We start from the raw sequence: 25,650 nt of genomic DNA on the forward strand, positions 1-25,650 counted from the left end.
TTTTCAATCATCACTTTTTAATAAATTTAGACAAAATATATTTCATTTTATCAACGTTTATCGGTTTGGAGATGTGTTCATCCATGCCAGCATCTAGTGCGGCCTTGCGATCTTCTTCAAATGCATTCGCAGTCATGGCAACAATCGGAATGCGAGACTGGTAACGCGCCGGAAGCATACGTATAGCCCGCGTTGCCGCAAAGCCGTCCATTATAGGCATCTGCACATCCATAAGGACTAGATCATACTGCTTTGGCACAGATTTTTTTATCAACTCAACAGCTTCTTTTCCATTTTCAGCCGTAGAAACCACGAAACCGCAATCAGCAAGAATATCACATGCAATTTGGCGGTTCATTTCGTTGTCTTCGACAAGCAAAACTTTCTTGCCCGCAAAATTAGAAGTCCCCACCTTAAATTTTGAACCGGCATTATTCTTGTTATGCAGCCTGAAATCAATATTCAGAACAACTTCTGTACCCTTGTTCTCTTCGCTAAAGATTTCAATATCGCCACCCATCATCTCTACGATATTCTTGGTGATGGACATGCCAAGGCCAGTCCCTTGAATACCGCTCACGGTCGAAGAATTTGCGCGCGTAAACGGTTCATAAATCGTCTTCAGGAATTCCTCGCTCATGCCCATACCGTTATCACGGATGCGGAATTCGAACAGCGCAAAGCCGGGCTTTTGCGATTCCTTTTCATCCACTTGCATCATGACGGAACCACCCGCATGCGTGTACTTGATGGCATTCGAAAGCACATTGAGCAACACCTGGTTCAAGCGGAGCTTATCACACACGATTCCTGAATTGCGGATATCCGTCTTCACTTCAAATGCAAGATTCTTGGCATCGACATCCGCCTGTACAATATCCTTGAGCGTATCGATAATATCGACGAGACTTTCGGTATTTTCCGACAAAGACATCTTACCCGATTCAATGCGGCTCATGTCAAGCACATCATTGATCAGCGAAAGCAAATGGTTCGAGCTTTGTCCAAGCTTTTTCAAGTAACCCAGCACAACATCCTTTTCATCGATATGCGCCATGGCAAGTCCGGTAAAACCGACAATAGCATTCATCGGCGTGCGGATATCATGGCTCATGTTCGAAAGGAACGCCGTCTTTGCACGGTCGGACGATTGCGCCATCGAAAGCGCCTTTTGCAGCATGACCTGTTGTTTTTCAAGCAAGTCGTTCTGTTCCGCAACCTTTGCGTCCAATTCAATTTTTTCGACTTGGTCATCGCTCAAGAGCATAAACGAAAGAACAAACGAAACGACTTCATTTTTTTCATCACGTTCAATCGTTGTAAATCTGGCGCGCAGCCATTCACCGCTTTCAATCTTGAATTCCAGTTCGCGCTGGTCGGCTTCTTTCAAGAATTTCTGCACATAGAACAAGTTCGAAAGCTTTAGCCAATCCTGTTTAAAATCATCCGCAACAAGGCCACTGATTTTCTTGACTTCACCAGAATACGTGCTGTACGGCGGACGCTTTTCCACCCACGACACATTCGAAGCCTTGATGGTACGGAAAGAATTATCCTCGACATTCACAAAGTAAATAGAAACGTAATCATCATAGAGGATATCGTTCACGAAATCCTTGAGAATCAAGTCGTCCTTTTCTGCAAAGCCAAGAGCGACAGCCTTTGGGCTATCAAACTCATTGCCCACTTTCACAAATTTCATTTCGCAATAGTGCGGGCGCCCATCGACATTGCCTCGATATGTTGTAATAAACGTTTTTCTCAAGGAGAGTTCTCTCTTGATATTATCGATTGCACCGGCATCAAGCATCATTTGACGGTCGCGTTCCCAGACAACGCCATTCACATAATCTTCAAACGCCTTAGAATACAACACGCCCGAACGGAAACGGCTACCAAAAAGCGACATGGATTCCTTATTCATCGAATAAGGCGTAATGGAATCTTTTTCAAGATCGATGTAATAGACCGAGGAATACTCCGAAGCCAGGATATCAATAATTTCCAAATCCTGCTCGATCTTTTTCTGATGCATGCGAGCTGTACGAATCTGCTCGTCCTTATCGGCAAAGCCAATCACAAAAGCTCTTTGCTTTTTGTTTACCGCAACAACCTTACATTCGCAAAAACGGTCGGCATAGTTGACGTACTCAAAGCTTGTAACGCCTTGTTTCTGAAGAAGCGGCTTTAAGTTTCTAACAGAAAGTTTCCTGATAACGAAATCGACATTTTCTGGAGAGACAACTTTATTTGCAATAAAGTCGATTGCAGCGCCATACGTCATTTCGTTCAGCGAATTGCCAAGCATTTTCTGGATATTCGTATTCAGCTTATGTGCGGTCACCTTGTCCGATTCCAAATCGCAATAGAAAATGCACGAGTAATCCGATGCCAAAAGCGACGTCACCGCAGCATCTTCTTCCATACGTTTTCTGCGGTTGATTTCGTTTTCGGCAAAGCCTGCCACAAGCTTTAGCACCGCAAAATTCTTTTGCGATTCCTTCGGGTTGTCGAGCACGAGAAATCCATAGCGTCCTTCGTCAGACACGATCGTCGAAACACTTATACCCTTTACATCCTGAATCGGTAGTTCGCTATACAATCTTTCCCAAACACCATATTCGTCATTTTGCGAATCCAGATAAACAGCGTCCATATCCCCGACAGATTCAATCCACGGATTAACGAACACAAACGGAAGCCGCTGAAGGTCAGCCTTACTAGGCCTTACCCCCTTACGGCACCATTCATACGTGCTACTCAGGTATTGCTTATCCCTGTCGCTTTCGAGAATGTAAGCTCTGTCGGCCGCATAAAAAGAAGCAAGCGTCGAAAGCAGTTCTTCGATAGCATCCCTCGAACGGTTTTCCTTATAAAGAACATCGATGCAATCTCGAATAGCAGCATCCTGCTTTTGCTGCTCCGAAACGTTATAAGCCACCATCATGGCCTGATACTCATTCAAGATTTCATCCTTGGAAACGTAACAGACAAAGCGGCTGTAATGCCAACCGATATGCGGCGAATAAAATCGACAAGTGTATTCCGGGATCGAATCGCCTTTTTGGAACTGCTCAATCAGAGTCTTCGCCGAAAGATGCTGAACAAAAGTCCGCCTGTATTCCTTATCGACAAGTTGCTCAGCAATTTTGCGGACAACCGCATCGTACGACGGAAATTCAGAGGAAAACGAATCACTCACATCGACCGACTTGCCCTCGATTATCTGGATAAACGGCCGAATAATTTTCCCTTCGGAAAGATTCACCTTGAAGTAACTGTAGGCCTTATCAAGAATAGCTCTTCCATAAAGTTTTTCGTTCAAGGCACTTTGCAAACGCTCTCGCTTCACGTCCAAATCCATCGTCGTGATTTCTTGACGCATTTCTTCTTCAGCCGTCTTTTGGATTAACGCAAGCTCTGTTATATCCTTGTGCCAGCCTTCAAGCCGTATGCCCTTTTTATAATCAAAATTACGGTTCCCTCCGCAACGCACAAATCGGACACGACCATCGGGAGAATGCCATGGGTACTGAATTTCAGCCGCCTGACCGACGCTCATCTTATCGACATACGCCTTGACTTCAGCAAAATGCTCAGGATCAATATTATCGAACCAAGCATGAAAAATATCTTCGCCAGAAACGCCCTCCGAAAGACCAAGCAACTTCAGCATGGTTTTGTTAGCGCTCATGCGTGGTGCACAGCCATCATCAATTTCAACAGCCCATAGCCCAATGCCAACGGCGTCTAAAATATTTGTCGTCAAGGGGTTAGAATTTTCAGCCATAAACATTTACCATAACTACCTTATAAAAATAATACGTTTTATTACCAATATTTCAAACCAGTGAAAATAATAATGTCAAGCCAAACAACACTTTTTTACGACATTTATACCATATTTACAGAAAAATTTTCCAAAAAGTAAACGCCCGCGCATGGCGGGCACGACAACGCCATAAAAGAAATCCCGAACATCATACGATGTCCGGGATCCTTTCCATATACAACAAAGACTAGAAGAATGCAGGCGGCCAACGCGGGTTCTTGGAGGACATATCGATCTTGTAGAAGTCCTTCTCGAAACGTCCGTCGTCCATGCCGTACATCTGCATCACGTGGCGAGCAATCCACTTGCCGAGCTTGAGCACAGTGAGCTTCTTGCGGAGGCGACCCTGGCAGTCACGGTTCATGATATCCGGAAGCGTGGAGGTCGTGAGAATTTCGTCGATGGCGTGGCTGTTGAGCTTTTCGCGAGCTTCAGCACTGGTGTGGAAGTGCGTCACGCCGAAGCATACGCGGTTCGGGTGGCCCTTCTTGATGTGTTCGCAGCACTGCACAATCGTTGTACCGGTACGGACCATGTCGTCGAATACGATCACGTCCTTACCTTCAATTTCTTCGATGCTAATGTCGGAAAGTTCCGGGTTGAAAGTCATAGAAATTTCGCGTTCACCCGTACGAACCTTGTCCATAACAACGCGCTTGCATTCCGGGAGCTGGAGAGCATCGTACACGGCGTTCATGAACGGACGTGCGCCCTTGTCCGGAGAAACGATCACGAGGTTGTTGCCATCCTTACCGGTTTGAACAAAGTTGCTGTTCTTGATGTAGTGGGCATAGACGTCGGTCGGAATCAAGTTGTGGAAGTGACCTTCGAAAACATCGTTGAAAAGGTTCTGCACCTTGATGCTGTGGTTGTGGCAAGTCACAACGGCATCAACGCCGGCTGTCTTCAAAAGCTGAGCGTAGAGGAGGCTTGTAAATGCCTGACCGTCAAACTTCTTGAGGTCGATATCCGGGCGATCTTTTTCGAGTTCGCCAATGCGGTGCGGACCGCGGTCCTGGGCGCTATAGAACAAATCCGGTTCCACGAGAACGACCTGTTCGGCACCGTTATCCTTGGCGGCGCGAGCGAGGATGCAGTTGCGCATGGCGTAGTCGTTACGGCTGCGTTCGTGGTTCGAAACCGAGCAAATCAAGACAATCTTGCCTTCCAAGCGGCGGCCGATATGTTCCATATCGTCCACATCCAGCATGTAGCGGGGGCAGAATTCGGAGTTGGCGAAAGTCTTCAGGGAGACTACGTCGGAGATATCTTCACGGAGGCCGATGTACTGAGCCATGTCGATGGCAAACGGATCATCGGTAAAGTTGCCGGTCACGATAAAACGATCTGACATTTTCCTAGCCTTGATTTAAGGGTTGTGAGTGATTAGACCAAATATAGTTAGAATTGGGCGGGGTTTCAAGTTTTGAGCATCTAAAAAAACAAAAACAAATTGTCAGGGACGTCGCAAACCGCGTGATTTAGAACAAAGTAACTATTTGTTGTACAAAGAAGCCGCCCACACGGGAGCGGCTTCTCTTAGCAAATCTAAAAACTTAGATTAGTTGCGCTACTTCGTTGCGCTGTCCTAAGCGGCTCGGTCATATTAGCAAGTAAACTTGCTAATGCGACTTTCGCCTGATTAGGCGTTGCGCTACTTCGTTGCGCAGGCCTTGCGGCTCGGTCATGCCGGCAAGCAAGCTTGCCGTCGCGACACTCGCCTGATTAGGCCTTCTTGCAGCCCTTCTTGCACGGAGCTTTCTTAGCCGGAGCCTTGGCACCCTTGCGCGGATCGCCAGCATAGACAGCAGCCTTGCCGAGTTCTTCTTCGATGCGGAGCAAGCGGTTGTACTTGCAGACGCGGTCCGTACGAGAGAGGGAACCAGTCTTGATCTGGCCAGCGGCAGTACCGACAGCGAGGTCAGCAATGAAGGTGTCTTCGGTTTCGCCAGAACGGTGAGAAACGATCGGAGCATAGCCTTCGACCTGAGCGCGCTTGATAGCAGCGAGGGTTTCAGAAACAGAACCGACCTGGTTCACCTTGATGAGGATAGCGTTAGCGATGCCAGCCTTGATGCCTTCGTCGAAGATGGTCGGGTTCGTAACGAACAGGTCGTCACCAACGAGGTTGATCTTGCCACCGAGCTTGTCGGTAAGAACCTTCCAACCTGCCCAGTCTGCTTCATCGAGACCGTCTTCGATGGAGAAGATGGAATACTTGTCAATGAGCTTTTCATAGAGCTTGACCATTTCAGCAGACTTGAGGGTCTTCTTGGTGCTCTTCTTGAACGTGTAAGTAACAGCCTTGGAGCCTTCCTTTTCAGTATCCTTGTCGCAGAATTCGGAAGAAGCAACGTCAAGAGCGATCTTGATGTCCTTGCCGAAAACGTAACCAGCGTTTTCAGTAGCGGTCTTCAAAGCAGCGAGAGCCTTTTCGAGGGTCATCACGTCCTTGATTTCGTAACCGAACTTGTTCTTAGCCGGCTTGATAGCAACGCCCGGAGCAAAGCCACCTTCGTCACCGACGGTCGTATCGAAACCACCCTTCTTGAGGACAGCCTTAAGAGCGTGGAAGATTTCGGTCACCATCTGGAGACCCTTGGAGAAAGTCTTAGCGCCAACCGGAGCGATCATGAATTCCTGGAAGTCGATCGGAGCGGAAGAGTGAGCACCACCGTTGATCACGTTGCACATCGGGCACGGGAGGGTGAGCTTTTCAGTGCCATGGAGCTTGGCGATGTACTGATAAAGCGGAAGGCCAGCGGACTTAGCAGCAGCAACGCAGACAGCCATGGAAACGCCGAGGATAGCGTTTGCGCCGAGGGTGTTCTTGAGCATGCGGTTGCCATCGAGTTCGATCATAGCATCGTCAACTGCAGTCTGGTCAGCGGCATCCATACCGATGATCTTCTTGGCAATCTTGGTGTTGACGTTCTTCACGGCAGTGAGCGTGCCCTTGCCGAGATAGGTCTTCTTGTCGCCGTCGCGGAGTTCGCAAGCTTCGCGTTCACCGGTGGAAGCGCCGCTCGGAACAGCAGCATGACCAACGGAACCGTCGTCAAGAGTGACATCAACTTCGAGAGACGGATTGCCACGGGAATCCAGGATCTGACGAGCCCAAACTTTTTCGATTTTAGCCATTTTATTTAACCTTCTGTTAAAGTGAAAATTTTTGTGTTTTAAATATAAAAAAGTGGTTAGTGATTAGTGGTTAGTGATTAGAAAAAAATGTGAAGATTTAGTTATTAGAGGTTTGTTGATGTTTCCCATCATCCTGAGCCATGCAAAGGATTTACTTGGACGATCCAAACAAGCCCAGCTGTACAAAAGCTCCAAAACGGAAATGGCGATTTGTAATTCTTACATGACCGCCCAAATCAATATAATATCCACCTTCCTTATAACTACCGGAATAAACGATCCTAACACCAGCAGCCTGAGACCAGCCTAGTTCCCAGCCTTCGGAATAAACTAAATTACTAATCCCATAATCAACAAAATGATGTGATTCAAAGAGCCCAATTCTAGATTTTTCAGACAGAGCCCAATAAGTATTGCCAATCAATATGTATTCAACCCATTCCGAAATCCTATCACGTTTTTCTCTGTTAATAGTGGGATCATTGGGACTTCCAGAAACCAACATAGATAAAATAAACGCCCACAAAAATTCATCAGATATTCTGACTCCATCCGACCGAATATCTACATCTACAGATAAAGCTGTCATGCCAGCACCTACGCCATCTTTTCCCCAAAGACGTCTATTATTTCTTATTCCAAAAAACGGAATTTGAATTACTGATGGAGCATGATAAGCGATTTCCATAAAAAAACCGCTCGGAAAATATTCATACTTAGCATCCGATGTTTTTTCAATCCCAGCATCAATATGTTCGACTTTATTCGTATCAACAACGCCGTTCGTATCAACATCCAGCGCAAGCGAAATTTTCGAAAGAGAATCTGCATCCAACGAGTCCTGCAAATCCTGCGCAGACGGTTGTGCAATAGCACATACCGCAAGCATCAAAATGCAGAATAACACATTTGATCTCATTAAAGAACTCTCAAAGTTCGTTTTTCGAAACACTCTTTTTGAATATACAAAAATATTTTTATTTCTCTACAACATGCCCCGAGAGTTCTCGGAAATCGCCTATTTTATACAAGGTAATTCCAGGCGAAACCAAGTGAAATACAGACTGTTCTGCAAGCGTTTCCACGTTGAACTCGAAAGAATCCAGGCGGTTGCGGTAGCTGTCCGTAGAATTGTCGAACGAAACCATGTAAGGCGGGTGCAAAATCTTGCCCTGGTTCGCAAGCGAAATAAGCTCGACTCCGACCCTGTCGTTAGAAACAACCCACGCATCCACAGGCGGGATTTTTTTCACGAGCGTCATTAAAATTTGTCTATAGCGTGCGTGTGCACGCGGTTCCTGCATAAAGTCATAAGGGCTCGCATGCGATGCATCGGTCGCTTCGAGCACCTCAAGCCCCACATTCTTAAGACCTTTCAAGCGATCCCTCGACCACATGCTCATGTGGTAAGGCGAAACAAAGGCAATTCGCGTCATGCCTTTTTTCTTCAAAAAGCGCCCGACAATGCGCCCCGGAAATTCACCAAAAGCGAGATTAAAAAATGCAAATCGCTTTTCTTTTTTCAGCGCACGCGGAATGTCGTACAGCGGATGTTCCCACCACACAGCCACAGGGAAACGCGTCGTTGCAAGCTTTGCAAATAACTTATTGATATTGAACACGAGCATCGTCGAGACAGCAGCACCAAAGCAGCCTCGGCAATCCTCCAACTTGATGCGGTTACCACTAGCGTCTAGGAATGCGCCTTCATCCTCGAAATAGCCTAGCGCCTTGACGCTTAAGTTATTGCGATGTGCCTCCACATACACTTTTCGCATAAACGAAAGTTCGCGTTCACCAAGGCAATTAAAATCCCCGTTAGGGTTACAGCGCATAATTAGGAGAATTTCTTTTGTCTTAGAAACCGCCAACCGGGCATCGACAAAATAATAACGACCTTGCCCCTTGCGTTCCAAAGTTCCCTTTGCATGCAATGATTCCAGTGTACGCCGCATGGTTCCTAATGTCGTCGCATAAGACTGACACATGTCCTTGATTGACGGGAGCGGGCGATTAACCGAAATCTTTCCCGACTTCCAGTCCTCCAGCAGCAATCGCTCTACGCGTTCCGTTTCACACTCGTGCGCGGATACCTCGATTTTAGGTTTCGCCCCCCAAAAGTAGCCGTTGCCGTGTTCTGCATAAATCTTCCCCTGAAAGGCCAGTTTCTTGTATGCACGGAAAACGGTGAACGTCGAAGCCCCCGAAGACGCAGCCACCTCGCGCACAGACGGGAGCCGCTCCCCATCCTTGAAATTAGACGATTCAATCCACTTGCAAAAATCTTCGATTGTCATGGTGAGCCTCAAAAGAACAGTAGATACAGTTTAGAAGAAATATAGGATTTATAAGAATCACCAAAAGGAAGATGAGGAAGAAAAAAAACTACAAGTACATAGCCATATAGGCAGGAATGTAGGTGATTCCGTTCTGTATTTTCAGGTTTCCTGGATGTACTACGACACTATGGTCAATTCGCCCAGAGAATTTTTCGATAAACTTTTCTAAAGAAGTTGTCGTATAATTCCGGCTGGACTTGACTTCGATGGGAATTATCTTTCGGCGAAGTTTGTTTCCTGTTCCTATCAAAAAGTCAATCTCAATGTCATTGCGCTTCTTTTCTGCGTTGTAATGATTGTAATAGTAAAGTTTATGTCCATTGCACGACAGCATTTGAGCCACAACATTCTCGAAAAACATTCCCTCATTTAAAGAAAGTTTTCCCTGTAGAATTTTTAGATAAAGATCTTCATCGGCAAGCTGATTTTCATCAAACGTATGGCTAATCAAAAGTCCCGTATCGCCCATATAGCACTTGATATATGCCCTTTTCTCGTTTAACGAAAGTCCTATGTTTGGGTCTGTCGTATTGAAGCACTCGTTGGCAATCATCGAATCCGCGAGCCAAAAGAACGTGTCTTCATAAGATTCACCCACGCTACCTTCAACACCCCTTAGACGGACCCGTTTTTCATGTTGCGAAAGGAACGACGGAATCTGGTCGAAAATGGACTGTACCTTTGAACGGTATTCGCGACCTATTTTTGCAATGTCGTTTCTGTAGGTCTCAAGGATTTTTCTTTTCTCAACATCGGCAGCAGAAAAATTTCTGTCATTTTGTATAAACTGCGCAACAGCTTTTGGCATTCCGCCCACAAGCATGTACTGGCGGAACAAAAGCGTCGCTTTCTTGTGTAGATTATTCTCTAACGGAATCTTGGAATCGAAACATTTTTTTGAATAGTCAATAAGCGGAGCTTCACCCAAAGCAAGGCAAAATTCCTCAAAATCCATAGGGAACATCTTTACGGAATGCTCTTCCGACGGGAGATTGATGTCTTTCACGTTTTCCTTGATTGAAATCAGTGACCCCGTTTCAATGATATCGTAACGCCCGTCCTTGACCAAATACTTGACCGCTTCCCTTGCTTTGGGGAACTTTTGAATCTCGTCAAAGATGACAAGCGATTTTCGGCGATGCAAAGTCTTATGGTAAACAGACGAAAGGAGCATCCAAAATGTATCCAAATCGTTCAGATGGTTCTGGAAGGCCTCCTTGACGGTAGCGCTGGCAATCGTAAAATCTACCAGAAGGTAGCTCTCGTATTCATTTTTCCCAAATTCTTCGACGATAGTGGATTTGCCGATGCGTCTAGCCCCCTCTATCAAAAGAGCTGTATCGCCATTGGATTTAGCCTTCCAGTCTAAGAGTTTCTTGTAGATTTTTCGCTTAAATGGCTTCATTTTTCCAGCCTTTTTTACAATACGCAACATTAAATATACACAAAAATCAAACAAAACGCAATGTTAAAAACGATAAAATTCGAATAAAACGCAGGGTTAGAACAAAAAAAAGCGCATCAAGACTAAATTTTTTCCAGTTCGTCTCTCATAGCGGGGCGATTCTTGAACCGCGACAGCCAAGATATTTTCAGCCGGTTGACTTCCGGGAGGCCGCCTTCGTACTTGAGCAGTTCGCCCGCTTCGCGGACAACATTCCTGTATTCCTTACGGTTGCTGGCACGCACCATTGCGCCATCCAGATATTCCATGAACATCTTGACAAATTCTGCATTGTACTTGGGGCACAACGCCTTGCCGTAACGCTTGAAATAAAAAAAGCTCGGCCCAATCGAAAACACCCTGCAAAAAGACGCATAGAGTTCATCCGTCATGTTTTCGTACGCAAGGACATCCATCCGAAAGTCCCATTTGGTAATCGAATTCAATAATTCAACCAGAGCGCCTTTCCACCGTTGCTTAGGGACAAAGTCCTTGTATTCCTTGTAAAAATCCATTCTGGATTGCGCAACAACCATCGTTTTCAGCATGTCGCCGAACTTTTCTGTCTGGCCTGTCGCACGGTACATTTCTTTCAACTTGGCATGGACCTTTTCTGCAAGCCCCGGCCAGTTTTTATGCGTGTCCAGCAAGTTCGTTAGGCATTTCTCGGCTTCTTCGAATTTCGATTCTTCCACCAAAATATCGAACAGCAAAAAGGCGGAATCCGTAAACGTCGCATAGTCGGCAAGATACTTCTTGACTTCGGAATTGTCCATTTTCAGCTTACGCATTACGGTAGCGCGTGAACAAGCCCAGCCCCCTATACGGTACGAGCGGATACTGTCACTCTGTTTTTCACATTCGATAATCTTGTCGAAAAACTTGAGTTTCGCCTTCAGGTCGGCCACACTGTTGAACGCCTCGTTGTACACATCCCACAGTTCGCCTTCCACAAGCCACATTTCCGTTTTCAGGATGTTGTTCTCTATCCACTTGCGGCATTCCGTAATGACATCGGCCGACGCCGTATTCAAAAAACTCATCCAAAGACTCTTGAATTCCGGCAGGAGAATTGACATTTCGCCGTTCGAGTCGTCAATGTTCAGGTTCCCGAGCTTTTTCGTGAAATGGACCAGGACCTTCTTGGCGCCGTCATTGTTTACAAACAGGCGAAGCCTTTCAATTCGCTCGAAAAGATTCAGCATGTCATTCGTGAAATAGCGCGCGTCGCGGTAAGCGATAAGCCCACCGTCGCGATACCTGCGGACGATGCTGTCGAACTGGGCGGTGAGATCTTCAAGTTTTAGTGGTTGCATGGTTCGGGTTTCCATGGCTCTTTAGACAATTCTTCCGCAACTTGCGGAAAATTTTTGCGGATACAATTACGCTTCTGATTCACCGATTAGAAAATCTCCCTTGATTAATACGAGAAATTCTTGTGGGTTCATGATTGCACAATCTACTTAGCACGGCGCAATACGTATTTTCCCTTGCCTGCGCCCACAACAGGTTCCACTATATTTAGCGTTTTCATCCGCTTTATAAGATTGGTCGCAGTAGCCGGAGCACACTTTAAGATATCCACAATATCGCCAGCACCAAAAACTTGATTTATTTGGATTTCGTTCACAAGTTGCAATATTTTATCCCTTACCGAGGCATTCAACTTAGCATCTAAGATCTCAGACTTGAGCCGAGCAATCCCTAAGTTTTCACCATCAATCCCTAAGTTTTTGTCACCAATCCCTAAGTTTTTCGACCCAAATCCCGAATTTTTAACGATAGCCTTCAAAATGAAAGCATCCTGCCGATATTCTGGTTTCGGCAATCCCTGCGCTTCCATTTCCCGACACATGCGATCAACACCTTCCCCAAAATCCTTCACATACTTGTAGTCCTTCAGGTATTCCGCAATATGCGAATTACGGGCAAAATGAGCGTTTCTGATCGCTTCTATCTTCACTTGGCTCGGAAGGTTCCCCGGAGACTCGACAACAAGATGGTCATCGAACATTTTTATCTGGATTTCCGTCCCCCGAATGGAATAATCTCTATGGGTCACAGCATTGACAACAAGTTCAGTACGGACAAATTCAGGATACTCCTGCTCCGTCGTGAAGATTCCTCCCTTAGTCAGATAAGTCCGTTCCTTAATCTGCGTCTGGATATAGGCGACAGCCTTCTGAACCTGTTCAAGAATCCGCCCCTCAAATGTTACGTCCTTAACAACATTCATTTCCGCACCGAATTTTTCCTCGATTCCCTCATAACGAATGAAACGCACTCTTGCACGCGGGAAGAATAACTGCGGATTTTTGCCAAAAAGAAGTATTGCGGCAACACTCAAATGAACAACGCCCTCTTTTACTTTAGCAAAGTTATTATTATGCAACAAATACTCATGCGGAGACTTAGAATAGCCAATTAACTTCAAATATTCTTTGAGATAAGCCTCATCGACATCATCATAACCGGATTCCGGAACAAGAACATCTTCAAACGAACGCAAGTCCTTGTCGAAACTGAGAGTCATACGGTCATCGTAAGACAAAATCTTAGACTTGTCGCCAATTCGCAAATAAGCATCATGGGCCTGATTTTCGTGAACAAACGGACTTGCATCAATATGGAATACCAACACATGGTTCGCGCGCCCCTTATAATCAACACACTCAACAAATTCGTGAGCGAAAGGGACTGTCGGCATACAGAAATCCATCGGGACTCGCAGCAGCTCATTTACTTCGCGTTTGTGATGATCGACCCCATCTATTCTACGAGTCTTGTCTGAAAACCCTACAACGATAATCCCGCCATCAGCATTGGCGAACGCACAGACATGGTTCGAAAAATCGCGCGGAGCAATATTAACGCTCTTGCGGTCAAAAGTCTGAGATTCTTCCATTGCAAGGATTTCTTCTATACGCATATTTTTCCTCTAGGAGCTAAAATAGATTATTGGGGCGGTGAGTGCAATAGGCCCGATTTTTCCTCACTTCCCAAGGCTTTTCAGCATCTTCCTGTCTTTATTCTTCCAGAAAGTGAGGCCGTTTCTAGCACCTCCGGCAACAAACGCTGCCGCCATTGACGGGACTACGGGGTGACCCAGCCGTTCGTCGTTGTGCGCGACGGGCTGATTTGCTGAATGCAACGCAAGGCAGAAACGCTGGCCGAAGAAACGATTCCGTCCACCTCGATTCCATCGGAACAGATTTTTCCTTCGAAATACGTCTTGAGTTTGCCCTTCGGGCCGTAATCGAAATGCACGGCATCGCCCACGTTCAAAAGCCCTGCCTTCACAATCTCGTACAAAGCGTTGCTCTTGTCTGTTGTCTTCAAGGATTCCTTTTCCTGAGTCAATTCCAAATCCGGAAAGTCGTAAAGCACCTCACCCTTGCCGTTCATGTATTTCTCGATATGCTGAATCTGCACATCGACCTTCTGCATCGATGCCCATTCCTCAAGGTCGCTCGGGGAATAGTCTATCGGCAAAGAGACAATCGGGTCCTTTTCCAGAATCTTCTGAACAAAACCGTGCACATGGATTTGCTGAATTTTCAGGTCGGATTCAAGAAGCTTCGAGAACTCCTTCTGCTTTCCGATTTCGGCAATGCAAAGTTCCGTAATCTTGTTCTTCGTCTCGCGATTCATCACCGCGACAAGCTGCTTGCTGATTTGCGGAGCGATATGCCCCCACGTTTCGTGGTCGCCGCGTTCCACCTCCAGGATGAACTATCGGTTCCCCTTGAAATCCACGATGATGCCATCGGGAACAGTCCCCTTGCCGCCAGAAGTCCGAATTAAACTTTTTGGTAGCAAGATGGAATAGTCACCGAAGAGAAGCTTGAAGTTGCGGACGACAACCTTCTCGACCTCTTCTTCGGTCTTGAATTGAACCTTGGAATAAAATGTACCTGTGGGAGTGAAGAGCATGGGAAGAGTCCTAATACAATTTCAATTTTTTAGCCAAGTCTAACCTCATTTTTGATAAAGGCCTTTTGTGTATATCCTCATTTGCATAAAACCTATATAATAAGCGCACAATTTGATCATTCGACAAGAATTTCCTATAAGTTGCTTTTATATTTTTTAGATATCCTTTTGTCTGAGCATTCTTATACCAAAGCAGTTCCTCCAACACATCATCAAAAGCTTTATATAAGTCATCAATATGAAAGACATTGTTATGATTTATTTTCAATTGTGTATTTTGGCTATTTAAATGAATATTTCTTGCCATTTTACTTTTATCTACAGATAAACTTGTGATTACTTTTTTATCAAAATCAAATTTAAAAGGATCCAAATCATTAGAGTCATCCGTATACAAATAGAACTCGCTATCTTTGATGCTTTTCCATCGATTGCAGAACGGGCAACTTGGTTGCAAATTATAAAACGAAACACATAAAAAGGGGTATTCAGATTTAGGAAGATAATGATCCAACTCATAGCGTCCCATATCATCTAAACATGTTTTTCCTTTAGTGGTCAAACATTGCACATTCGTGTTAACAATATAACTCGCATTACAATAAACACAAGCATTTATCTTAAGATCATCAAAATACGAAACAAATCCATTAGGAGAATTTCGTACATAATCATATCTCAACGCATCAACAATCGCATCATTAAATTGAGTCATATCCTTGGGATCATTCCATGGAGATTCTTCCAAATCCGCTTTAGTCAAAAACAGAGCCCTGTGTTTATAAAAATAATCATTGGGACAAAAGGATTTTGTTTTTTTATAATTATCCCAACTTTTTTTTACCTCTGAAGGTTTCGCTAAAAGTATATCTTCTGGATTATTTTCATCTTCAAAATTGTTTATTATTTCGTCTATATAATCAATATATTTTTGATATCCATTACTCTGCGTTGCGGTAATTTTACTTTTTAAAGCATCCAAATTATCTTTGGGCTTTTGCTTCAAATTTTTAAAAATATTATCACGATATTTTTTCGCAGTTGTTTCAAAATCAGAATAAAGAAGTCGACGCATAATCACTCCTCTTGAGCAATTTTATCAAGCATATAATCTCTTATAATAGGTTCACCTATTAAATTATTAATGCGAGATTTTATTTTTTCTTTATCTATTCTTTTCTTACTATCAAAAGAATCAATTAACTTGTCTATTTGCTTTTGAGCATACGCTCCTATAAAACCGTTTTCCAAAAAGAAGCTTTGATGCAAAACATCGCAGATATTCGCTGCAAACGGATTGACACGAATAGTATCGCTTACATCTCTCCCGTTTTTTAAATACAAAATGTTTTGTTTAGGAACATCCGACAGGACAAAAGGAGAATGTGTTACCAAAATAATATTTATCATAAATTTATTATTATAGCCAAGCCTTTCGATCATAGAAATGAGATTATCGACAAAACAGCGCTGATAATCAGGATGAAAGCTTATTTCTATTTCTTCAAATATCAAGTTGACATTATTATACTTCGGAATATCCTTAGATTTTACGGACATTAAATTTTCTATATGATAAACACAAGTACTTAAAGTGCTAAAAAGTTGTCTTTCACCCGAACTAAGTTTTTCAAAAGGAATATTATTTATTGTTTTTTTATAACCATGTTGGTCTTTGTACAAAAAAACAGATGGGACAAAGAACGGTGGAGGAAGATGACGTTTCAGGTCCATCAAAGAAGCATCTGTCGAATCAAACTTCAGACATTTCAAATAGTCTTCGACAGAAAAGCCATTGGGTTTTCTACTAAGTTTTTTCACCGAATCATAACTGTTTAAAAAATTATACACTTGATGTACTTTAACTGTAATATGTGATTTATCCTCATTTATAATTTTATTTACAAGTGAAGTTAACAAACTTTTTTCTTTTCCCAATACAATCCTATCTAATTTCAATATGTTTCCTAAATCTTGATAATTTGAATATAATGAATATTTAGAAACTATTGACAAAACTTTGTATGCCAAGTAGCCATACGAATAAATTTCCATTTCATCGTACACGGCTTTTTCATCGAACCCAAATTCCTTAGCAATAATACCAAAAATTGTATTTGGATTCCCTTTTAGAAAAGAGCCTAAATCAAAGAAAATATTTTGAACATCTAGAAGAAAATCATTCAATTCTGAATCATATTCTGGACAGATTTTTTTATCAGCTTTCTCAAAAGTCTGATTTTTGATATATTCTTTTTTCGCTAATTCTTTAAGCCATGGATTTAATCGTTCTCGGACATACTGACGATCATATTTAAATGTAACGTTTTTAAGGCCGTATTCATTTATTAGTCTCAATCCTTTTTTTTCAAAATAATAAAGCAACGACGACAATCTAGATACCGTAAAACGTTCTTCTTTTCCCACATCAATCCATCCATCCTCACTTCTATATGGATTAAGAACTATCGCCGTTGCATAGCCATCATTTTTATGGAAAATTCTATGAATCCATGATTTCATAGTAGTCCGCCCTACTCCTGGAATTTCAAAGCACTTTTCCCCCTTATAATCCGAAGATATAAGTGATTGCATAGAATAGTTTGTAACAATACTATAAAAGAAATTCTTCGTCACCCCAATAATGTCAGAAGTTTCTTCACTTATTATAGTCTCTTCACACTCATTCTTTTTCTCAATTAAATAAACCGATTCTCCTTTACAAACAAGAGTGTACAGAATATCATTGATTGTATAATATAGTTCTGCATCAATACCGCAAACGAAAAGTAAATTCGATCTCTCTCTTTTTTTTACATCAAGAAGAAAGGAAAAATTATTGACCATTCTATAAATCAATTCAAGCAAGGATGACTTACCGCTTCCATTCATGCCAACAATTGCATGAAGAAAAATATTTTTTCCATATATATTTTCTTCAATATTATATTCGGGATTTAAAACAATCTTATCATTTTCAAGACAACAGCGATTGTTAAAAAAATAAAATCCTGGTTTAAGATTTTTTCTTACAATCTTTGAACAATCTTTGCCGATTTTTAAAGCTGCAATACAAAATAAATTTTTCTGTTCCATTTTCTTCCTTATTTTTATCAAACCAATTTTTTTGTTATTTTCCAGATTCAATCCATTCCATCGGAATTAAATAATTTCCATTTCTCCATTCTTCCACTTCATAAACATTTTCAATACTTCCATAAATATCGGAACCCGCATGGTCAAGAACTATTACTTGCCACTTACCATTCAACGCCGTAACAGAATTCGACAATGTTTGGAATATTTTCTTTACGGAATTTATTTCATCTGGATCATATTGCGGATCATCATCAGAACTCTTTACAGTACGAGGGAAATACACTTGACTAGGTTGGTCAAAAATTGCAAAAGAAGGTGTAAACGAAGCAGGATTCCTCATTTGAGCAAAAAATTCCTGCAAAGCACAAATTAAAGCTAAATGAAAGGAAAGCCAGTTTGAAGCACTACCTATTTCACTCAGTAAATGGTCGTATCCCGAATCATCCTGCACTTTTATAGACAACTCACTTATTGAAAATTCAGGCGGAATGTTTTGATATTTAGGGTCTACATCAAGCGTTTTCAAACGATTCAGCATCAATTGAGAAATTTCTGCCAGCCGATGTTCTAAAAGAGTTTTTGAATCATGTTCCCTAATATATTTTTCACATTCATCAATTCTTTTTTGCAACTCAACTAATTCTTCGGAAAGAGATCCTTCATCAGATAAAGATTCAATCAACTCTACAGTCTTTTCCAATTTTCCTAGAGAACGGTATATCTCTTCCTGACGGGAACTTTCTTGTTTTGCGGATTCATTTTCAGAAAACAAAGCATTTCGCCTCTGTTCCATCAATTTTCTTTCAGAATCCAATTCTTCGAGTCTCTTTTGAAGATTTTGCTTTTCTCGACTTACAGCGGCCGGCATTTCAAATGATGAACTCGCTAAATTTTCATATTTCTTTAACGCTATTGAAATTTTTTCAAATTCACTAGATGCAGCAGGGTGCTCTATGCCTCCGCAAAACGGACATTTGGAGGACTCCTTAGCAATATTTTCAAACCAAGTTGATATTTTCAATCGCTCTATTTTTCGTTTTGTCCCATTTCCAACAGTTTGTAACGCTTTTTCAACTTTCGCCAAATTTCTCAATCGTTTTGAAATACGCGCCACTTCGTCATCAATTTCTTGTTCTTTCAGGTCAAAAGCCTTAAAATCGGCATCAAACGAATCGTTTGCATTTTTTACGGAAACAAGATAACTTTTGGGAGTTGCTATAATTTTTTTCGCAATACTTACTAATTCATCTTGGTCATTCTCTTTTGTTTCTATACCATCTACAAAGCCTAAATGAACTAATTTTTGAACGTCAATAAGTATATTATTCAGCCATATATTTGACACCTTTTTCGTTCTTTCATATTCACGTTGTTTTTGAACAAAAATAAGTTGAAGTTCCTTTAATCGCTTCCTTTTTTCAATTAGTTCAAAATTTTCCGCACCAAGTATAAAAGAGAACCATTTTTTCAGTCGTTCTCTGTATTCCGTTTTATGACTTTTATAAAATAAAATTGCTTGGTTAGCCACAACATCCTGACTTTGCAAAATCAAACGTGTTAGATCGCGAAAACTCAAGCGACTTTCCAACTTAGATGTATTCTCATCGCTTTCTACATACGGAAGCCCACATACTCCATTTAAAATTGTTTTTACGCTTTCTAAAGATTGATTTTTCTCCTCAATTTTATGTGGAATTTCTATTTCTTGCTGGCGATCATAATAAAAATCATTAGAAGCCTTGTCTCCAACAGGAACTTTGCGTGCTATTAAAAATTCATCTTCATCCAAAGAAATAACAAGACCATACCACGAAGCATTATCTCTAATAACCTCTATGGGAATCAAACATTTTGACGAGCCAAGACAATAATCTACAATAGGAATTATTGCAGTTTTACCCGTTCTTGATTTCCCTGTAATAACATTAACTTTCCCTAACTCGAACTTTATAATTCGAGGCCCAAAATTTTCATTTTTCGGCCAAATGACAATATTTTTTACTTGAAAATTCATAGAACAACTCCAAACAAAGAGAGTAATGTATTTAAATTCACTTGAGAAAACCACTTACCTAAAATTTCTGCTTTCTTTTGAAGTTTCATTATAGGCAAATTTTTCAATACAGACATCTGATTATCATCCAGTGACTTAGGATACAATTTTGCAGTTTCGCAATCCCAAACCAACAAACCAAAACTCACAGCAAAATCTACGGATTTCAACGCAATTTCCTTATCCTCATTTATTTTAGAAACAAGGGAGGCTAAAATGTCGGACTGCTTTTTATCAGTAAAACTCTGCACATATGCAGCAACAGTTGTTGTTCGATTTGTTATCCGTTCGTTATAATTTTTTGACATGAGCAAAGAATACACCAAAAAATCCTCGATAACAACAGCAGCATCATTTGTAGAATGATGTTCAACATAACTTTTATTAAAAGCCCATAAAAGGAAAGCTCCTATAAGAGGAGTATTCCATTCTTCATACTCTTCTACTAAACTGCTCATTCTATTCCTGCTTTAATTTATTTTTCCAATCTGGATGCCAACCTAATTCTTCATTATTAGACAAAGCATGATAAGACCCTGCAACAGTTTTATAAGGAGGCTTATGCACTCCTAATTGCATATCCTTATCCATACAATTAATCATCAACAAATGCCCCCTTTGAACATCATCCGATGATTGCATAGTCAAAGATATTTTTTTACGTTCTGATTTATAGGCATCAATCAAATTCTTTTCAAAAATTGCTATATCTTCTTTAGATATTATATCATCATCTATCCATTTAATTCTATTTTCGCCAGCTCTATAAAAATCCAATACAGCAGTTATTTTTTCATCCTGATCTGCATTTACAAAGTCCATTTGTCTAATATAAGTTGGTTTTTGGTTTACTTGATTTTCTGCATAATCGTTTCCAGGAAGTTTTGATCCAGCAAAATCAATCAAGCAATCGTTATTTAATTTTTTTATTTGCGGATACGCATACTTAACCAAATCTTTTCGAGAAATCGTTGCAACTTGTCTAGCAGCAATTTTTTTCATTAATTCTTCTTGAAGCCATCCTGTCAAACAATTAACTAAAACAGAAACATCTCGCGATTCAGGAAGCATTAAACGATTTTTTAAAATGCGCTTTATCTCATCATACACATTATCAGCATTTTTATCACAAACCAATTCAAATCGTGCTACAATTTTTTCAAACAATTTGTAATTTTGATTGAATAGACAATAAACATACTTATATAGCGGATGCTCGGAGTCGCTCAAAACATCAATAACATCTGTCTTTATTGCAGAAAGCGTTGCCGAGACATTATTCGCTCCGGCCTTTGATAATTTTACAATTATCGAATCTTCTTTAGATTCGTGATTCGCATATAGAATAAAAAAGTCCCGATTAGCATCCAATTCATTATTTACAACAGCCTGCGTCCAATTATAAAATGTTTTCCACAAATTCTCGGATCGATCCAATACAGGGGACTTCCCTGCTATAGACGATTTATCTTCTTCTGATATTTTTACACCCTCACCATTTTCAACTCCAACATCACCAAAATCTTCAACCGATACAAATGCATCATCAGATGCTTCAATCAATCGAAGCAACGCTCTCGGATACTGCAATGTATATCCAAATAATTGACCAGCAGCAGAAGAATTCATAAATGCCTCTAGCTATATAAATTTGATTTTACCTCTTCTCCACGGCTTCGATTTCTTCGGTATCGGTGATGCCGTAGAGTTGATAGACAAGAGTGTTGACTTGGGTTTCTAAATCTGTTGTATCTTCACCATTTTTCTTTGCGGTGATGATTTCATCGGCGAGAGTGGCGAGTTGTTGCAGGAGTTCCGCGTTTTCTAGGGGGATGCGGAGGTTTTCGAAGTAGGCTTTGCGGATTTCTCGGGTGCCGCCCATGAGCTCAGGGCAGTTGTACCATATCCAGAGTTTGACAAGGTTGGAATTGAATATGGCGAGGAGGGCTTTCAGTAAGTGGGCCCTATCGCCTTCGGCTCCAGGGTGACTTTTCGCATTGGATTGCTTCGCTTCGCTCGCAATGACGTTTTCCGTTCCCTTTGGCAAATTCTGCGAATTGTCCTTTTCCGTAATGATAAAAGATTTATCGTTGCTGAAAGAGCCGGTTTCATCATAGGTAAACGGAAATACCGATGTCATGTTCGGATATACAATTTTCGGTTTGGCGAATTCTTTATAATATCCGATCTGGTCCTGCGTTTCAAACCATTTGTTGCTGGTTTTCTTGCGAGCCTTGATTTCTTCGCCGTTCACAATATGCTTGGCACCGGTCTGTTCCAACTTTTCGATGCCAAAACTCAGCAGATGATTCTTGATTGCCGGATATTGGTTGATGTCAAGGTTTAATGCCGGGAAAGTTCCGATAAGATACTGGTCTTCTTTTTCCGTCACCCATGCGTTAATGTCTCGACCGCGAAGCAGTGGCTTTATGAGTTCTTCACTCTTGGGGTCTTCGGCAATGAGTTTTTCTCTCGTCTTTCCATCAATAAAGAAAGCGTCGTTGAAGCCGGTCAAAATGCCGCGATAAATCGAAATTGGCATATCTTTCAGAGCCGTGCCGACGTTCATTTTCTGCAATACGGAATCGTGGAGTTTGTTGCGGATACTCCATTCGCTTGCTCCGAAATTTTCTGTCGGGAACTCGAATGTCGCGGCCTTGACTTCTTTTTCGAATTCGCCGTGATAGTTCTTGCTGTTTAGCGAGCACGCCAAAACAGGCATCTTGTCGCCAGACTTTTGCGATACAAATATGCACACGTAAATGGTCGCATCGGCAAAGAACTGGACATCGCCAAAATTGAGAATTTTCTTGAGCGAAGTTTGGCTCATGAATTGTCGCAGTTCCTTGCCGTAATCCACGAGCATCCACTTGTTCGGCATGATGAACGAGAAATATCCGTTCTTTTTCAGCAGGCTGTAGGCACGTTCCACAAAAAGGCAATAAAGGTCTGCGGACTTGTTGTAGCAACTGTAATCTCGTTTGCTGTAAACGTCGCTCATCTCGCCCATGCTCTGGAGCTGCACATACGGCGGGTTTCCTATAATTGCATCGAAGCCAACAAAGCGACCTTTTTCGTCCAAAACTTCTGGAAATTCGAACATCCATTCGAGCGAGTTGGAAAAATCGATGGTATTACCCGCAGAACCATTGTATTCGTCAAACATTTCAATCTGCCCGTCTTCTACGATACGGCTTTTTAGGCCCGCAATTTTCTGACGAAGTAATACCTTGGAATTTTGCGTGCCTCCAGTTTTATAATCATTTACACATTTACGGTATTCAATAAGGGCGGTATTGAGGCTATCTTTTTTGCGGTCGTTCTTTTCTTCTGCACTTAAAAAGTCTGCGACTTTATGACCTGCATTTACAGGATACTGGCTCAGCAGCGAATCGCCGACTTTGATATTGATGTCGATGTTCGGGAGGGTCTGAAGTTGTTTGTAGCCGCTTTCCTTGGTGTAGTAGGCGTTCTTCAAAAGTTCAATCCAAAGGCGTAAACGGCAGATGTTCACGCTGTTGGGGTTCAGGTCAACGCCGAAAAGGCAATTCTCGATAATGCGACGTTTTTCGTTGAACAAGGCTTCTTGATACCGCTGGCTTTCTTCGTTGCCGGGCTTGTATTCGAACGGTTCGCCCTCATCATCAACTACAGAAAGTTCGTCGTTATCAACTTTCAAAATCAGGTCGCGACGTTTGATGCGTTTGCCGTCCGCATCGCACAAAATGTTCAATTCCGATTTGATTGCAAGCAGGCGATTAAGCGCCGACACCAAGAAATGTCCAGAGCCCACGGCGACATCGGCAACGCGGATGTCATCAACAATTTCATTCGCTTCTGAAATGTCTTCAATCTTGTCCAAGACATCTTCCAAATTTTCGCATTTCCAGGACTTTTTTTCGTTAAACTTCTGCACCACGGTCCGTTCCAGCACATCGCGGGCCATGTAGTCGGTGATGAATCCCGGCGTAAAGAAACTGCCGTCTTTGTAGCCGTTGATTTTTTCGAAGATGAGCCCGAGAACCGACGCATTGATGAGCGTTTTGCTCGTAGAGGTCACGCCGCCTTGCGCATCGCTTGCGAAGTTGTAGGCATCAAGGAACTTGAAAATATATTCCAGATTCGGGAGCGTGCCTTTTGCGCGTTTGCCGCGTTCATCCTTCAAAACGGTCTTGTTGAAAATTTCCATCTGGGCATCGGGAATGCCGCGGATTTTCAGGTGCTTTTCGTCTTCGGTCGGTTCAAACAGCGAACTGTTCAGGTAAGGGACATTCGGGTAACGCTTGAGCACGTCTTCGTCGCGGTCCTCGATTTTCTTGCCGAGCACCTTGAAAAAGAAAATATTCAGTTCGTCGAAGTTCGCTATTTTGTCTATACTCATGAACCGGTACGAAACATCGCCCTTTTGATACATGAGGATTTGCGATTCAACAAGTTTCAGGAACAGCAGGCGGTTCACCCATGTGATGCAGAGACGGAGTGCCATTGCCTCGCATTCTTCCTTGTTCGGGAAATCGTCTTCGAGCTGATAGATGGCACTTTCAAGGAGGCTCGCCTTGTCGCGATTTGCGGATTTCTTGCGTTGAATGACTTTCTTGCCACCCTTTTCTTCTTTCACTTCTTCGAGGCCGATGATGTGCAAGAGTTCCGCATAAAAATTGCGGTCGAGGCTGTTGCTGTCGTTTGCGAAAGGTCTGGCGAGGAGGGTTTCCGGGGAGAGGAATTTGAAAAGAGGGAGGAGCGGTGTGGAATGTGAAATGTGGGATGTGGAATGGATTGCTTCGTCGCTTGCGCTCCTCGCAATGACATGCGAGGCGAGTGCAGCGGAACCGCTTGCGTGTTTCATTGCCGAGCCGATGCGGTCATGCGCTTGCGCAATGACGTTTTTACAAGCATCTTCCAAATTAAAATGCACGACGTTGATGTCGCAGGAGGCGAGGAAATCGTCGATGGCGGGTTTCGCGATATCGTTGTAGAAATCGGAGGTCTTGTTGCCGCTCATCTGATTCGCCTTGAATTTTAGGAACTGATCGTATATCGGTTTTGACTTGTTCCCAAAATAGCGGATAAAGTCCTTAACGTCGAAGAAATACCATTCGTCAAAATTTGTGATGGCGAGCCACTTGATTTCGTGATTGCCCGAATGCACGTATTCCAGCATAAAGTAATAGACAAGTTCCTGCAACGATTTTACGTTCGGATGCTCCGCCGAAAACATTTCTGCCGCATTCGTCGGCGACTTCGCTTCGATAATCACTGCCGGCTTTGCACTTGCCGTATTGCCGTTAAAAATCGCAAGGTCTATCGGGCGGTTGACCTGCACCGAATAATCGGGCTCAAAAATCTTGCGTAAAAAGTTCCAGATTTCGCCCTTGTGGTATTCTTCGTCCTGCGCAGTGTTCCGCTTGCTGTAAAGATTCTTGAGCGAAAGCTTGAAATCCTCCATCTTTTCGACGGGGACAGGGAGCTTGAGAAACGCGGAATTGACGGACTTTTTAGGCGAATTGAACTTGATTGACATACAAGCGAAATATACCCTTTTTTGAAGACAAAAGATGGCAATCCCATAGTTTTAAGGGCAAATCCCGTTTTTTTGCAGTCGGGGCGTTGCGGGGTGTCCCCGCTAGAAGGGGTAGCGGCCCTTCGACAAGCTCAGGGACCTTGGGACCTGTGGTTGGCGGAGGAGAGCGAGGGGGAGACAAACATACATAAATGTCAGGAACAAGAAACACCCAGCAATCTAATTTATGTAAGGAAACAAATCTCATCTCAAACATCGAGGCTATCATGTTCAAATCGTTACTATTCA

General features: G+C 42.6%; 16 protein-coding genes. All 16 read right to left on the reverse strand.

Features of this window, described 5'->3' with window-relative positions:
* Positions 1-10 precede the first annotated feature (10 nt).
* The 16 genes from HUF13_RS07380 to HUF13_RS07460 all read right to left on the reverse strand — a co-directional run bounded on the left by HUF13_RS07380 (position 11) and on the right by HUF13_RS07460 (position 25,362).
* Positions 11-3,790, reverse strand: a complete 3,780-nt coding sequence (locus tag HUF13_RS07380) for a response regulator (protein WP_173474527.1) — start codon at positions 3,788-3,790, stop codon at positions 11-13.
* A 229-nt stretch (positions 3,791-4,019) separates the two neighbouring features.
* On the reverse strand, positions 4,020-5,186 hold the full coding sequence (locus HUF13_RS07385) for a ribose-phosphate pyrophosphokinase (RefSeq protein ID WP_173474528.1): 1,167 nt from the start codon (positions 5,184-5,186) through the stop codon (positions 4,020-4,022).
* 371 nt (positions 5,187-5,557) lie between these two features.
* On the reverse strand, positions 5,558-6,973 hold the full coding sequence (gene eno / locus HUF13_RS07390; RefSeq protein WP_173474529.1) for a phosphopyruvate hydratase: 1,416 nt from the start codon (positions 6,971-6,973) through the stop codon (positions 5,558-5,560).
* 151 nt (positions 6,974-7,124) lie between these two features.
* The gene (locus HUF13_RS07395) at positions 7,125-7,892 is read right to left on the reverse strand and encodes a hypothetical protein (RefSeq protein ID WP_173474530.1); all 768 of its coding nucleotides are present in this window, start codon (positions 7,890-7,892) and stop codon (positions 7,125-7,127) included.
* Positions 7,893-7,950: 58 nt separating this feature from the next.
* Positions 7,951-9,270 (reverse strand): GntR family transcriptional regulator, encoded by a 1,320-nt coding sequence (locus HUF13_RS07400; RefSeq protein WP_173474531.1) that lies wholly within the window; start codon positions 9,268-9,270, stop codon positions 7,951-7,953.
* Between the two features lie 88 nt (positions 9,271-9,358).
* Positions 9,359-10,717 (reverse strand): ATP-binding protein, encoded by a 1,359-nt coding sequence (locus HUF13_RS07405; protein ID WP_173474532.1) that lies wholly within the window; start codon positions 10,715-10,717, stop codon positions 9,359-9,361.
* 122 nt (positions 10,718-10,839) lie between these two features.
* Positions 10,840-12,087 (reverse strand): hypothetical protein, encoded by a 1,248-nt coding sequence (locus HUF13_RS07410; RefSeq protein ID WP_173474533.1) that lies wholly within the window; start codon positions 12,085-12,087, stop codon positions 10,840-10,842.
* Positions 12,088-12,215: 128 nt separating this feature from the next.
* Positions 12,216-13,685, reverse strand: a complete 1,470-nt coding sequence (locus HUF13_RS07415; RefSeq protein WP_173474534.1) for an ATP-binding protein — start codon at positions 13,683-13,685, stop codon at positions 12,216-12,218.
* 164 nt (positions 13,686-13,849) lie between these two features.
* Positions 13,850-14,476 carry a hypothetical protein gene (locus HUF13_RS07425; RefSeq protein WP_173474536.1) on the reverse strand — a complete coding sequence of 209 codons (627 nt, stop codon included), beginning with the start codon at positions 14,474-14,476 and terminating at the stop codon, positions 13,850-13,852.
* A gap of 12 nt (positions 14,477-14,488) precedes the next feature.
* Positions 14,489-14,689: a hypothetical protein gene (locus tag HUF13_RS07430; protein WP_173474537.1), complete on the reverse strand. Its 201-nt coding sequence runs from the start codon at positions 14,687-14,689 to the stop codon at positions 14,489-14,491.
* A gap of 10 nt (positions 14,690-14,699) precedes the next feature.
* A complete protein-coding gene (locus HUF13_RS07435) occupies positions 14,700-15,764 on the reverse strand; it encodes a hypothetical protein (protein ID WP_173474538.1) in 1,065 nt (354 codons plus the stop codon).
* 2 nt (positions 15,765-15,766) lie between these two features.
* Entirely contained in the window at positions 15,767-17,785 is a 2,019-nt protein-coding gene (locus tag HUF13_RS07440; RefSeq protein ID WP_173474539.1) for an AAA family ATPase, read from the reverse strand.
* A 34-nt stretch (positions 17,786-17,819) separates the two neighbouring features.
* Positions 17,820-19,802: a DUF3732 domain-containing protein gene (locus HUF13_RS07445; RefSeq protein WP_173474540.1), complete on the reverse strand. Its 1,983-nt coding sequence runs from the start codon at positions 19,800-19,802 to the stop codon at positions 17,820-17,822.
* Entirely contained in the window at positions 19,799-20,299 is a 501-nt protein-coding gene (locus tag HUF13_RS07450; RefSeq protein ID WP_173474541.1) for a three component ABC system middle component, read from the reverse strand. Before HUF13_RS07450 ends, HUF13_RS07445 begins: the two co-directional genes overlap by 4 nt.
* Before the next feature lies 1 nt (position 20,300).
* Positions 20,301-21,470, reverse strand: coding sequence for an ABC-three component system protein (locus HUF13_RS07455; protein ID WP_173474542.1), 1,170 nt, complete (start codon positions 21,468-21,470; stop codon positions 20,301-20,303).
* 28 nt (positions 21,471-21,498) lie between these two features.
* Complete coding sequence (locus tag HUF13_RS07460) at positions 21,499-25,362, reverse strand: Eco57I restriction-modification methylase domain-containing protein (protein ID WP_173474543.1); 3,864 nt, start codon at positions 25,360-25,362, stop codon at positions 21,499-21,501.
* Positions 25,363-25,650 lie beyond the last annotated feature (288 nt).

This window comes from Fibrobacter succinogenes, assembly GCF_902779965.1.
Taxonomy (GTDB): Bacteria; Fibrobacterota; Fibrobacteria; order Fibrobacterales; family Fibrobacteraceae; genus Fibrobacter; species Fibrobacter succinogenes_F.